Source organism: Desulfosporosinus nitroreducens, assembly GCF_023897015.1.
Classification (GTDB): domain Bacteria; phylum Bacillota; class Desulfitobacteriia; order Desulfitobacteriales; family Desulfitobacteriaceae; genus Desulfosporosinus; species Desulfosporosinus nitroreducens.
Genome location: NZ_JAMHFY010000010.1, coordinates 1 through 14106, shown reverse-complemented (window position 1 = coordinate 14106; position 14106 = coordinate 1). Strand labels below are relative to the sequence as shown.

Genomic DNA, 14106 nt, shown 5'->3' with positions numbered 1-14106 from the left:
TTAGCCGCTATTCGCCTTAATATTCGACATCTCTTAAGAATAAGCCTTTAGCTTGGGCTAAGGGTCCCGCTTCCCATCGCTTCTTTTCATTCAATATCTTTTCAACATCGGTTGGTTTTAGATTACCCTTACCTGCTTCAATAAGAGTTCCGACAATAATTCTTACCATATTCCACAAGAATCCATTGCCATTAACTTCAATCACTAAAAGACCATCCTTTTCATCAATGTTGATATAATTGATCGTTCTAATTGTCGATTTATCACTATTTCTTAAGTTAGTAAAGCTCTGAAAGTCATGAGTGCCAATTAAGACCTGAGAAGCATATTTCATCTTCATCAAATTTAGTTTATCGGCAAGATGATATGTATACTTCCTGTTAAAAACATCTCTAAACTTATTGTTGTTTATTCTATAAACATATGTTTTTGATTTTACATTATATCTTGCATGAAATCGCTCGGCTACATCTTCGATAGATTTGATCCCTATATCTTCAGGTAAATATTCATATAAATAATCCAACATAGTGTCTGTACTCAAAGCACATTTCGTATGAAAATTTGCGATATAATTTTCAGCATGGACCCCTGAATCTGTTCTTCCACACCCTACTAATTGAACAGCTTCCTCTGTCATCTTAGATAATACAGCTTCTATTTTACCTTGTATCGTAAGATCAGTATCCTTTTGTTTTTGCCACCCTTTGTATTTAAAACCATCATAGCTAATCTTCATTTTTAAATTTCTCATAAGTTCCGCCTTTAATTTATTTTCTTTATCAATTTCCCATTTACTTTTTGGTTATACAGTATTGCTCATTTACCGACTTTGGACAACAGCTGTGATCGCTTATCGGACTTAGCCTTTTCATATTGACTCTTAGTCATATCAATAATATCGACCGAAAGATGATTAGCAATCAACTCTCCCTGCATTCCGCTTAATGTACTGTAAAATTGGCTGTCGACGTTAGCCTCAAGCATGGTTGCAGCTTGCATATATTTTTGAATTAGCTCTGATCGATTTAATGTGCCAGCTTTACTGCGTTGGCTATACTCCTGAATTGCTGCCGAATACAAAGTATCCAAACGGCTCAAGGCTATATTCTGAAGGTTATTAAACTGAGGCTTATACTTAGCACTAATTTGGTTTTCCGTGATTCTTTTCTCGATATTTTCATTCGCAGAAGTTGAATTGTTCAATACTTCGCTTTCTTCATACTCCACTGATTTTGGTTCGTTATTCAATTGTAAATTATTGGATGTTCCCAAGGAATTAGCACCCTCCACTGTATCAGCGTCCTCTAAAGTTTTGGCAACATTAGCATCATTAAACGAAGTAAAAAATTCCGCTCCAAATTGACTATTAAGTTGTTGTTGGATTTGCGGGTTCGGTTTGAAATATTTGTTGTATCCCCAAAAACATATTAAGGCAATAAATAAAAGCATAACACCGGTAAATATCAAAAACTTTTTTTTCATAAATCTCTCCATACAATTAAATTAATATCATTATTATTTATTATTTAATATTCAATGAAGCATGGACAAATCCCTTTTTCTATGATGTGTGTTTTTTGAAGAATAAGACGAGATAATTAACTAAACAAAAAACCCCCGAGAATAAATAATTCCCAAGGGTGTACAATCCATCAGAACAATAGTTGTTCTCCTTAGCCCTCTGAACCACAAAAGCAGATTTGACCTTCCTCTGCTAAGTCATCCGTAATATTTCCTTCATTAATTACAGCATGGCTAAAATCTGGTGTCCCGTCTGCGAATATTGTCTCAAAAGCATCCTTAATGTTTAGCATAATATTTGTGATGGCCGTGACAACTTCGGAGATGGAGTTCAATCTTTCTATCCACTGAAAGCAGTAAAAATGGGTAACTGGATGACGTGATCCATCTTTAGCGGGTGTAGCGTACCAAACTGTATAACTATACCCTTCATAGGACTCATCCTTACAGCGATTAAACGTAGCAGTGTCAGGAATTGAGATCTTATTTCTCCCTATTGGTATCGCAACATTCTGCGTTGCTGAGGCTTTCTCAATATTAATATTCTTTTTCAAGAAATCAATGACCGCAGCATCTGCCAGAGTGCTGGTATCCCCCATGGCCCGACCCTCAGCTATATCCTTCAGAAGACGTCTCATAATTTTCCCACTGCGGGTCTTAGGTAATTCGTCTGTTAGAAAAATATCATCAGGTCTTGCAAGGGCTCCAATTTTCAGTACAACATGCGCTTTAAGTTCTGCAATTAACTCATCATGGATTAATATTCCTTCTTTTAAACTGACAAAGGCAAAAACCGCTTGCCCTTTTACTTCGTGAGTTCTACCCACGCAGGCTGCTTCAGCCACCAAGGGATGATCAACCAAGGCACTTTCTACTTCTGCCGTCCCAATCCGATGCCCTGAAACATTTATAACATCATCGACTCGACCAATCACCCAAAAATAACCATCATCATCCCATTTCGCTTCGTCCCCTGTAAAATACACACCCTCAAACTGCCTCCAATATGTGTCCTCATAGCGTTTGTCATCGCCATAGATTGTTTTTAGCATCGCTGGCCAGGGGCCACGAACTACTAAATAACCGCTCTCACCTTTAGGTACCGCGTTACCTAAAGGTGAGACTATATCTATATGGACACCGGGGAATGGAATCGTGCATGATCCTGCCTTGAGAGGAGTAATCCCCGGTACTGGTGTCATCATTATCATACCTGTCTCCGTTTGCCACCAGGTATCTACTATAGGGCAACGTTCTTCCCCAATATGTTTGTGGTACCACATCCACGCATCTGGATTAATTGGTTCTCCGACCGAACCTAGAAGCCGTAAACTTGAAAGATCCCTACCCAGCGGATAGCTTTCGCCCCATTTCATAAACGTGCGAATTGCGGTGGGCGCAGTATATAAAATTGTCACCTTATATTTCTCGACAATCTCCCAATACCGATCCTTTTCAGGATAATCCGGTGCTCCTTCATACATTAAAATTGTTGCACCATTAGATAATGGCCCGTATACCAAGTAACTATGTCCTGTTATCCAGCCAACATCCGCAGTACACCAATAAACATCTTCATCTTTAAGGTCAAAAACCCATTCGTGCGTTGTTGACACCCCAACCATGTAACCTCCAACAGTATGAACAATACCTTTAGGCTTACCGGTTGTTCCACTCGTGTAAAGAATGAAAAGCATATCATCTGCGTCCATATGTTCGGCTGGGCTGACTAATGAGACATTCTTGATAACCTCGTGATACCAAACATCCCGTTCTTCTTGCATTTCCACAGGCTGACCTGTCCGTTGAACAACGATTACTTTTTCAACACAAGTTACAGTGCGCAGAGCTTGATCCACATTTTCTTTCAAAGGGATAATATTTCCGCGACGATAACTCCCATCTGATGTAACTATAACCTTTGCCTGAGCATCTAAAACTCTATCTCTCAAAGCTTCATAACTGAATCCGCCAAATACAACAATGTGTGGGGCGCCAATCCTGGCACAAGCGAGCATTGCAATCACAGTCTCGGGGATCATGGGCATATAAATTGTCACCCGATCCCCTTTTTCTACACCATAAGATTTAAGTACATTCGCAAACTGAGATACCTCACGATGAAGATCCTGATAGGTTAAGACTCTTCGGTCTCCCAGCTCTCCTTCAAATATAAGGGCTGCTTTATTGCGGCGTGCTCCATTTAAATGCCGATCTAAGCAATTATACGCTGCATTAATTTTTCCGCCAGCATACCATTTTGCAAAAGGACGGTCCCATTCCAGCACTTTGTCCCACGGTTTAAACCAGTCCAACCGTTTTCCCTGTTCACCCCAAAACTTTGTCCGGTCCTGCCCAAGTTCGTAGATTTCAGGGTTTTGAATAACAGCATTTGAACTAAACCCTGCAGGAGGGAAAAACAGCCTTTTTTCCTCCATTAATCCCTCACGGTGTTTCTCTTCCATATAACAATCCCCCTATTTGCTAATTGTAGTAACTTTAATGTTATTCTCTACAACCAAGATCACCCTGACAGACAGAGTTATTTAAGTTTAATTAGGCTTTTGGTACAATATTATTCAAATAATCTAAAAGGGCCAGTTATTGTTCCATATAATGAAATCCAGTTTCACAGTTGTAACGCAAATTATTTGCTTCGATCTCCTTTTTAACCTTGGCTTTGAAATCATTGGTGTAATTTGCGTTGACCGCATTTCCGCGCCCCTCATTTGAGAGCTCTTCTGCAGTTGTTGATATATGGTCAGGTCTAACCTGCTCCTTTTTATTTACACCAGAACCACAATTCATATCAGTCACCCCTTTTAAGTATTAAAAAATATCATTGTTCTATATAGTGAAACCCGGTTTCACAATCATGGCATAGATTAATTGCTTCAATAGCTTTCTTAACACTCGCTTGAAGCTTTGCGTGATCTGCCTTAAATCGCACTTCCTCGCTCCTCATTTAACAACCCCGCTGAGGTTGGCGATGGACGATTCGGTCCTGCAAAAACCTGCTCTCTTTGCTTTTCAACATTACCTACAGCCGTGTTAAACACCTCCTTAAAGGGTATTAGATAATAAACTTCATAAAACCCAGAAGTTTTGTTTCACATTATAAAACTTTGTTTTAAAGAAATTTATTATAGACATACTACCACATTCTATTCTATCTATCAACAATTTTTTTATTTTCTAACAATACCTTAAAAGTGAAGACAGGCCCCTTTGCCTCTGTCTCTGCCTGTGAATTTTACTCATTTTTTTTGCATTTACCGATTCCTAGATTCTCGAAACTCTAAATTAATTATGTACTTTTATCTTCTCCGTCTGCAATCCATCATGACATTATGATTAAAGACCTTTTCAGAAAGTTCTTGTCGCGAAATAGCTAAGTCCCCATCGGATAAGTTTGAATCAGCTAATGTAGAAGGTTTAAAATCATTCTGCCCTTTGTTGGTTTGATCCAGATAGCCTGAGCTTTTCAGGACAATATATGCTGATCTAAGCTTTCGAGGTAAAAAGTAAAGACCCTCAATCTTTAATGGTTTCCCTGCCCCAGGAAGGTTTTTAAAATCACCCCTGATTATAGCCTCCTGAATTCTCCGCTCAGTAAGAATACTAAAGGTATCCTTCATATTGCTCTCTCCTCACATTACAAAATAGTTGTTTTTGTATTATATGACGAAGAACAGCAAGTGTTTCAGGTCTCTTTGTTCACCTAATTGATTCAAGTGGACTCTTTCTGATATTTAGATACTTTTGACATTTTTCCAAGAAAGTTATTATGCTTTTTTCCTCAATCAACTTTTTATCAATGGTCATATCTCCTCTTCCTAACCTGTCGCATAAGCCAAGAAGTGCCACCTCGTCAATTGAAACCTCGGAAGCCATTCTTCGAATATCCGCAAAGGGTAATCCTTTTGTAACAAAGAGTATTTGCATATGCCACCTTACCATTTTGGAAACTTCATTAATGAATTTTTGATCATCCGTAAGCTCCTTGAGAAATTTAACCGAAAGCCTCTCTCCCAATTTATCATGGTCATAAGAAGTTATTCTTCCCTTCATAATCTTTGTTGCAGGTGCTTTACCCAGATCATGAAGCAACGCAGACCACATGAGCACCTTAGGATTTTGGCTAAGATGTTTCCTTTCCCCAGCATTATCCAGCACTAACAAAGTGTGATTCCAAACACTGCCTTCAGGGTGATGTTTGGGAGATTGAGGTACTTTCATTAAGTCTCCTAGTAACGTGTAAGGATATTCTACTTCGAATAATCCGGTCTTACTTAATTCAATAATATAGCTGGAAGGTTTTCTATCATTCATTAAATGTTCATCAATTTCAATATATGTTTGCATATAACTTGCTCCAATTAAAATATATTTTATATCTATGCTTTCCCAAACTTCCTTAATTTAATGCACTCAGCTTAGCCCATCACCGCACTTTCATCACAAACATGTCAACAGTTCAATTTGCTTATTGATTATATCATCACTTTGGAAAAATCTTGCCTAACATCTTGCCTACGAAAGGGATTCTTACAATATCACTCCCGTTAATCACCTTTAAAAAAAACAATAGCAACATATAGATAAATATAGAAAATACTATTCCTGTCAACAGGATCAATGTTGCTCCACCTTGGGATGTCAAATTATTGAGATTTATAAAAAGCGCCCTTCCGATGTATCCCATCGCTATTCCTGCTACTAAAATTTTGATTATATTGGGGATATCCAGCGCGTACCCAATTGATTTTACGACGGAAGAGTAATGTAAAATCGTTTCTAAAATGACGCCAACGCTAATGGCTAAGATTACGCCATTGATTCCCAGTAACGGATTAGAGGCCAAGGGGTAAATTAGAGCAACATTAGTACATCTTGCTAGGATATTGTTAAACATCGCGGTCTTAGCTTGCCCCATTCCGACCAAAACAGACTGAAGTGGAGATTGAAGATAATTCAATAAAAAAAACGGAGCAATCAATTTTAGTAATGGGGCCGCAGTCGGCGCGTGGTATACTGCCGTCATTAATTCATGGGCATACAGATATAGCAATAAAGTGCTGGGTACGCCAACGATTAGGGCAACCCTAATTGCTTGATTTAACCTGCGTTTGATTAATCGGAGATTGTTTTGAGCATTTGCCTCACTAATAGCCGGAACTAAAGTAGCCCCCAGCGACTGGTTAATAAAACCAGGGAGAAACAGAAGGGGCATAACGAAACCGGTCAACATCCCATATTGTTTAGTAATCAGGGCGGAGCTAACGCCTGCCAGGGCCAGACTTTTAGTTATCACAATTGGTTGTACAGCCCGCGTAATTGAAATAACGAAACCATTGCCTGTTGTAGGCAATCCTGTCTGTAGAAGTTCAATCAGTACATTTTTCCCTCGAAAAGCTTGACTCCAACTAGGACGTGAAATCTTCATTTTTCTATGATGTGAGATTTTGAACATAACGATAAAGAAAATCAAGGAACAGGCTTCCCCCAACACACTGCAAAGCACCGCTCCCGCAGCGGCATATTCAATACCCAACGGAACCAACCGCTGTACCAAAATATAGGTTAAACAAACCCGCACAATTTGCTCAAATACCTGCGCAAAGGCGATCGGATTCATAGTTTGCCTTCCCCGGAAGTAACCCTTGAGGACTCCTGATACCGCCCCAATTGGAATAATCGGAATCATAGCCATGAACGAGTTATAAGACCGCGGGTCGGTCAAAAAGAAGCTAGATAAATACTTCCCACTAAAAATCGAAAGAGATACTACGAAGATACTTAAACTCCCCGTTATGACCAAGGATATAACGAGTATCTTCTTTACCTTTCCCCTATTTCCTTGAGCATCTGCTTCCGCCACTAAGCGCGAAATAGCTACTGGCAACCCGATGGTCGTTAAGGTCATCATCAAGCCCATAAAGGGCATGACCATCTTTTTTAATCCAATTCCCTCGGGACCTAAAACTCTGGATAGAACAATAGAATTACTGAAGACCAATACCTTTGTTATAAAAGCGGCTAACGTTAGAACAAAGGCTCCTTTGACCAAACTTTGTTTCTTCATGCGGCTAACCTTTCTTAAACAATGTTTGATCTATGTCTATGTCAGCTCAGAGGATTTCAAAACCTCATCTCCATTTTAAGAACTTATTGAAACTTGGAATATATTCCATTTTAATTTATACAATGCTATAAAGCACTATCGCCAGCCAGCTCTGGGATTCCTCTCTGATAAGATAGAATCTCAAGTAAGCACAGATGCAGTTGCAACGCTTGGCAGGAATTGACTGGACTGATTCATGGGGGTGAAATTATTATAACTAATTCAAGGCGCATCTTAGCCTCTGTTAATTCGTGTAACAATAATTACTGGGATAAACTCTCCTTCGTCGCCGCATTGAAAGAACTTACTTACATGAAAAAGGTCCTCTTTACCTGTATCGGCACGGATCGAGCAACAGGTGACTGTCTGGGACCACTAGTCGGTACCAATTTAAAGCGTCTGGGGTATTCCGTATTGGGGACACTGGATGAACCTCTGCACGCACAAAACCTGATTCAAGAACTTAAAAGGGTTTCGACCATACATAATCCTGATATAGTTGTTGCGATTGATGCCTGCCTGGGAAAATTGGATGAAGTCGGTAAGATTACCTTGTCTAACTCTCCTTTAACACCAGGAGCAGCCTTAAACAAGGAGTTGCCCGCTGTGGGAGATATCTCGATCATGGGAATCGTTAATATGGGAGGCTTTCTTGAGCTTCAGGTTCTCCAGTGCACCCGTCTCCATACAGTGATGAAGCTTGCTTCAGATATTACACATCTAATTTGGCAGGCAGTACCTGCCTCTCGGAAGGAAACTCAACTCCTTAACAAACAGAGTCAATGCTCCTAAGAATAGATTGCCGCTACTCTCAGCGCCGCATAACATTTCGAGTTTGGTCAGCCTAAAAAGATGTTATAATCGAATAGGAGTGATTAAATTGTCCAAAACAGATAATCGGGTGGACTATGAGGCTCACTTGCAAGAACATATCGACCACACTGCATCTAATCTTAATGAAGCAGAGGATTACTTGAATGAGCATAAAGGTGAGATTACGGCAGGTAAAAAGCATGTTATTGAAGCTAAAAATGATCGACGCAAAGAAAGTATCGAAGGTTTCATAGCAGGAAAGAATAGCTAAGCCGGTTGACAACGAATAATCTAACTTCTACTAAGAACAAGCAGCCTCTTCCGATTTTGGAAGAGGCTGCTTTAACTATAAGTCGATTATAAATATACCTGGTTAACTCACATTATTCTACATCAATTGTCTTTAATCCGCCTGTTTGCTTATACTGCCACTACTTGGTCCTATTCTCCACATATCCTTTGCTGACATCATAAAGAAGCTTCATCAATAGATCTTAGTATAAAAATTAATTAATCCCCACCTAATATAATAGTTGAGGATTAATTGCAACAGCTTAGATACTAAATGAAATGATGGGTCTAAACATAGAAGTTAATTTTTAATACTTTATGAATTTCGTTCCCGAAGTACCGCAGATAAAACATTTTTCAGGAACAACCTTCTCAAGGTTTCCGCAAATAGGACAAAGATAATAAAATACTTCTTCCTCTTGTTCCAGGTTATCCAGTGCTTCTTTATATAGTCTTGCATGAACCTCTTCTGCCTTTAGAGCATATGTAAAAGTTCTTACTGCAGCTTGATTTCCTTCTTCTTGAGCAACTTTTAGAAATTCAGGGTACATGCTTTGATATTCATGATTCTCTCCATTTACGGCATCGTTTAAGTTTTCCACAGTTGACATGATCTTACCCGCAACCTCGAAATGCTTTTGGGCATGAATGGTTTCGGCATCTGAAGCTGCCTTAAAAAGTTTTGCAGCATTTTTTTTGCCTTCCGCCTCAGCTTTTTTTGAGTAAGCGATATATTTACGATTAGCCTGTGATTCCCCAGCGAATGCTTCCATTAAGTTCTCTAATGTTTTTTTGTTATTCATAATGTTCCCTCCCATATAGTTTCTCAATCTAATCATTATGCAGGATCTGTCATCATTTCTTGCCTAATAATAGAAACGATATTTCAATACTGCATAATAATTAAACTACAATTGATAAATATAATATACCACAAAGGAACTTTATAGACTAATTACTGCGAGCCCCTTTATTTCTGAAACATCGATTTAAGATGAGCATTAATCTTTCAATCTAAAAGAGAAGGAAAGATTGATTTTCTCAGATCAGTATAATAGGCAGTCAATTTTATAAGGACGACTAACCATCATGAATCAGGATACTTTAGCTCCCACGAAATCTCGAACTCAATAAATTTTTACATTTAAAACAATGGCATCAAAAAAATTAAAGCTAATAAGTCAATAATTCAGGATGACAGACTTCTTTTATATATGAATGATTGCTTGGAGAGTGCGATGGTAATCTAGATCCTATTAATAGGATTCAAAGATATGAGTCTTAAAAACTAAAATGGACCCTGTGATCTTTCCTTCAGATCACAGGTTTTTTTCGATAACTTTCTCTGTCTCTATCATTAATACAGAAAACTAAGCATATTATAAAAGTTAAGTATTTACCGCTTTGGAATAATATGGTAAAATTAACCAATACATATTTGAGAAAGGGGTTGTTGTTATATGGCTAAACATTCTAAAGTTGCTAATAATGCTAATATCGCAAATAATGTTAAAACTGCACGGATAATTTCTGTTGCCTCACAAAAAGGCGGGGTTGGCAAGACTGCAACTGTCACAAACATGGCTGTAGGGCTAGTTAGTCTTGGATATAAGACAGCTGTCATCGACATGGATGCTCAAGGTCATATCGCACTTTCGTTCGGGATCGAAAAAAGCAACTTAAAGAAAACGATTTATGATGTTTTAATTGGTGAAGTAAAAATGAGAGACATAAAGCAAACTGCATTTGGGGTGGATCTATACTTATCAAACAATTCTCTTTCCGATCTCAGTCCGAAAGTAATGGCTCAGCTTAACTCCAAGCAATTCCCTACTCCTAAATACCTTTTGAGAAATGCGATAGGTCAGATAAGAACCCGGTACGATTACATTCTCATTGATACCTCTCCGAGCAATGACATACCCACAATGAATTCCCTGTTAGCGTCTACAGACATTATCATTCCGGTCCTTCCGGAAGGACTGTCCATTGATGGGATCTTCGACACACTAATATTAATCAAGAATATCCAGGAACAAGGTGCAAAGGTCAATGTTTTAGGGATATTGCCTACGATGGTCCAAGACCATACTAACCTTCATCATGTCATGCTTCAAGATCTCCGGAAACGTTTTGCAGAGACCCCAGACATAAAGGTTTTTGATACAGTAATCAAACGAGCCATACGGCATGGACTAGCCCAGACCCACGGTGAACCGGACATTAAAAAAGCCCCCGAGTACCTTTCTTTTGTAAAGGAAGTACTTGCCATCGCATGAGAAAAACAGAGCATCCTTATGATTCAAAATCCGGTAAAGGCATTAAAGCCTTTACCGGATTTTTTTACATCGAATTTTATCTAAAAACACATCAAACTTTAAAGTTTACAACAAGTTCTCCAATCTCACGCTGCTATTTTGACATGGTCTGTTTGTCGTAATTCTAGCAGAGAGAGGGCAATCTTCAAATTTAACACTTAACAATTTGGGCTCTAGACCCCGTGGGTTCGATGTACTCTGTCGTTGCGTGGAGCAATGCCAATAATTCGTGTAAATGAAAGACCTCTCTAAAATATAGAACAAAGAATTGGGAATAATAAGAATGAATCTTAAAGGAGGTATTGTGATGGCTGAAAATAAGTCAAAAGAAAAGTTCTTAGCAAACCCAATCGAAAAGCATGACACGGCCGCTTGGCGGGGGCATATCGAAAGTGTTAAACCCCAATCGAATGTACCTATCCCCAGCGAAGAATCCGTGCATAATGCCAAGGAATGGGTCGATACAAATTCCTTGTCATAACAAATAACGTATCCTAAATGAAATGACTCCCGAACTGTAGTTGTACGGGAGTCATTTCATTTAGGATGTTTGGCATAAGCTAATAATTATTTGAGTTTGAAATGCTTAAGTTTTCCTAGGTGGTATGGTATATTTTTTAGATTTTCGACAAATATCTTGACATACACCTTATAATACTATAATACTTAACATGTTTTGATATTCTAGTATTAATTAAGAATGAAGGGTACGATAACTGTGGAAAAGGTTGAAATACTTATTATAGGAGCCGGAGTTGTCGGCTTAGCAATTGCCGCAGAACTATCTAAACAATTTGATGATGGTTCAGTAGTTTTGCTGGAACGGCATAGTAAATTTGGACAAGAAACCTCCAGCCGCAACAGCGAAGTAATCCACGCCGGTATTTATTATCCAACAGGAAGCCTAAAGGCAAAATTGTGTGTTGAGGGTAACCAAAAACTATATCAGTTTTGTCAGGAATGGGAAATACCACATAAACGTATCGGAAAATTAATTATTGCTCGCAATGAGGAAGAAATCCCAGCATTAGAATCAATTTTGACTCAGGGTCGCAAGAACGGGGTTAATGATCTAGAACTATTGGATAAAGATCAAATTGCAAAATTAGAACCAAATATTAGAGCCGCTGCCGGACTATTGTCTCCCTCAACCGGGATTATTGATTCACACAAGTTAATGTTAAGACTTGAATGGCTAGCTTTAGCACAAGGTGCTATCGTTGCCTACAATCACAAAGTAATTGGAATTAATCCAAAAGGCGATGGATATCATGTGACTTACCATAATCCCGCAGGCCAACTTGAATCGATTCATTGTCGCTGGTTAATCAATTGCGCAGGATTAACCAGCGATCAAATCTTTTCATTCTTGGGAATTAACATAGATGACATTGGTTACCGCATCTACCCTTGTAAGGGAGAATATTTTTCCGTTTCAAATACCAAGTCAGCTTTAGTGTCACGGCTTATCTATCCACCTCCATTAAAGGATCTGAAGGGCTTAGGCATTCATGCTACCAAAGCATTGGATGGCCGGTTGAGGTTTGGTCCAAATGCAATCTATACAGAAACGTTGGATTACGATGTAAATGAAGATCATGCCCAAGAGTTTTATAACGCGGTTAATACCTACATGCCATTTTTAAAATCTGCAGATTTCCATCCGGATATGGCAGGTATAAGACCCAAAATCCAGGCCCCAGGTGATCCCATTCGTGATTTTATTGTCTGTCACGAAGTTGAACGCGGATTTGAGGGATTAATTAATCTGATTGGCATCGAATCTCCTGGCTTAACCTCGTCATTAACTTTAGCAGAGATGGTTAAAGACCTCATACATTAATTACCCTCTCTACACGGACTGAGGGTAAAACAAATTAGCTAATGGAACTATTAAATCTTGGTTGAGGAGTTTTTATGCTTAATGTTTGTCTATTGGGAACAGGAGGTATGATGCCGCTGCCAAACAGATGGCTGACATCCCTTCTGATAAAGTATAACGGAAGAATGCTTCTAATAGATTGTGGTGAAGGAACTCAAATCCCGTTGAAGATGGTTAAATGGGGTTTCAAATCTATTGATGCCATTCTATTTACCCATTATCATGCAGATCATATAGCAGGATTACCCGGACTGCTTCTTACTATAGGCAATGCAGGAAGGAAAGAACCGTTAACTTTAATGGGGCCTCCTGGCATAAAAAAGGCAGTTGAAGGTTTAACTGTCATTTCACCCGAATTACCTTATGAGTTGACATTAATTGAGCTATCCGACCTTGAAAGTACCAAAACACTCCTAAGCAATATTGAAATTAAGAGTATCCCCGTTGATCATACTCTACCTTGCTTATCATATTCTATTGAACTTAAAAGACAAGGTGAATTTGATGTTGAACGTGCTAAGGAACTAAGCATTCCGGTAAGCTATTGGAACAGTCTTCAGAAAGGTATGAATATTACCTTTGAAGGAAAAATTGTAAGTCCTCAAATGGTTATTGGTGAAACGAGAAAAGGGATAAAGGTTTCCTATTGTACTGATACAAGGCCGACAGAAGGTTTAATAGAGTTTATTAAAGACTCAGACCTCTTTATTTGTGAAGGAATGTACGGCAATGAAGACGACTTATGCAAAGCAGAGCAAAAAAAACATATGATGTTTTCTGAAGCCGGATTACTCGCAAAACAAGGAAGCGTAAAAGAACTCTGGCTAACTCATTATAGTCCGTCTCTGACAAAGCCAGAGGAATACATTGAGCCTGTGAGAACAATCTTTAAAAATACAATTGCAGGAAGTGATTTACTTATTAAGTCTATAAAGTATACGGATTAATAAGTAAATCCTTTCATTGCGACGAGTTCACTGTCTTCCTTCCCTAGCCAGAGAGAGTACGTTCTGCTATCCAACTGTATGTAATTATGGCCCAAATTTAATGGTAAATAAAAAAGAGGGAGCTGTTTAGTAAAATGGACCCTGTAAAATAGACAGTTAGAAAAAGAGGCTCTATAGCCAAAATTTAACTGACTCTGTTTTACAGGG

The 14106-nt window shown here is 38.7% G+C and carries 14 protein-coding genes; 6 read left to right on the top strand and 8 right to left on the bottom strand.

The window, feature by feature from the left end:
• Window positions 1-16: 16 nt before the first annotated feature.
• The 7 genes from truA to spoVB form a co-directional block, all read right to left on the bottom strand.
• Entirely contained in the window at window positions 17-754 is a 738-nt protein-coding gene (truA, locus tag M8E35_RS12470; RefSeq protein ID WP_252469447.1) for a tRNA pseudouridine(38-40) synthase TruA, read from the bottom strand.
• A 65-nt stretch (window positions 755-819) separates the two neighbouring features.
• On the bottom strand, window positions 820-1485 hold the full coding sequence (locus M8E35_RS12465) for a hypothetical protein (RefSeq protein WP_252469446.1): 666 nt from the start codon (window positions 1483-1485) through the stop codon (window positions 820-822).
• A gap of 191 nt (window positions 1486-1676) precedes the next feature.
• Window positions 1677-3989 (bottom strand): acetate--CoA ligase, encoded by a 2313-nt coding sequence (gene acs, locus M8E35_RS12460; RefSeq protein WP_252469445.1) that lies wholly within the window; start codon window positions 3987-3989, stop codon window positions 1677-1679.
• 136 nt (window positions 3990-4125) lie between these two features.
• Window positions 4126-4332 (bottom strand): hypothetical protein, encoded by a 207-nt coding sequence (locus M8E35_RS12455; RefSeq protein ID WP_252469444.1) that lies wholly within the window; start codon window positions 4330-4332, stop codon window positions 4126-4128.
• Window positions 4333-4841: 509 nt separating this feature from the next.
• A complete protein-coding gene (locus M8E35_RS12450) occupies window positions 4842-5162 on the bottom strand; it encodes a DnaJ family domain-containing protein (RefSeq protein ID WP_252469443.1) in 321 nt (106 codons plus the stop codon).
• A 79-nt stretch (window positions 5163-5241) separates the two neighbouring features.
• Window positions 5242-5889, bottom strand: coding sequence for an HD domain-containing protein (locus M8E35_RS12445; RefSeq protein WP_252469442.1), 648 nt, complete (start codon window positions 5887-5889; stop codon window positions 5242-5244).
• A 136-nt stretch (window positions 5890-6025) separates the two neighbouring features.
• The gene (gene spoVB / locus M8E35_RS12440) at window positions 6026-7609 is read right to left on the bottom strand and encodes a stage V sporulation protein B (RefSeq protein ID WP_252469441.1); all 1584 of its coding nucleotides are present in this window, start codon (window positions 7607-7609) and stop codon (window positions 6026-6028) included.
• A gap of 219 nt (window positions 7610-7828) precedes the next feature.
• Between spoVB and yyaC the strand changes: the two genes are divergently transcribed.
• On the top strand, window positions 7829-8440 hold the full coding sequence (gene yyaC / locus M8E35_RS12435; protein ID WP_252469439.1) for a spore protease YyaC: 612 nt from the start codon (window positions 7829-7831) through the stop codon (window positions 8438-8440).
• Window positions 8441-8528: 88 nt separating this feature from the next.
• A complete protein-coding gene (locus tag M8E35_RS12430) occupies window positions 8529-8732 on the top strand; it encodes a small acid-soluble spore protein Tlp (protein ID WP_252469438.1) in 204 nt (67 codons plus the stop codon).
• 328 nt (window positions 8733-9060) lie between these two features.
• Here the strand turns inward: M8E35_RS12430 and M8E35_RS12425 are convergent, their stop codons facing one another.
• Complete coding sequence (locus tag M8E35_RS12425) at window positions 9061-9555, bottom strand: rubrerythrin family protein (protein ID WP_252469437.1); 495 nt, start codon at window positions 9553-9555, stop codon at window positions 9061-9063.
• Window positions 9556-10212: 657 nt separating this feature from the next.
• On the opposite strand from M8E35_RS12425, the gene M8E35_RS12420 reads away from it, so the two are divergent.
• From M8E35_RS12420 to M8E35_RS12405, 4 genes are all read left to right on the top strand, one after another.
• Window positions 10213-11031, top strand: a complete 819-nt coding sequence (locus M8E35_RS12420; RefSeq protein WP_252469436.1) for a ParA family protein — start codon at window positions 10213-10215, stop codon at window positions 11029-11031.
• Between the two features lie 346 nt (window positions 11032-11377).
• Window positions 11378-11551 (top strand): CDIF630_02480 family spore surface protein, encoded by a 174-nt coding sequence (locus M8E35_RS12415; RefSeq protein WP_229246789.1) that lies wholly within the window; start codon window positions 11378-11380, stop codon window positions 11549-11551.
• Window positions 11552-11788: 237 nt separating this feature from the next.
• Window positions 11789-12913 carry an NAD(P)/FAD-dependent oxidoreductase gene (locus M8E35_RS12410; RefSeq protein ID WP_252469435.1) on the top strand — a complete coding sequence of 375 codons (1125 nt, stop codon included), beginning with the start codon at window positions 11789-11791 and terminating at the stop codon, window positions 12911-12913.
• 74 nt (window positions 12914-12987) lie between these two features.
• Window positions 12988-13899 (top strand): ribonuclease Z, encoded by a 912-nt coding sequence (locus M8E35_RS12405; protein ID WP_252469434.1) that lies wholly within the window; start codon window positions 12988-12990, stop codon window positions 13897-13899.
• Window positions 13900-14106 lie beyond the last annotated feature (207 nt).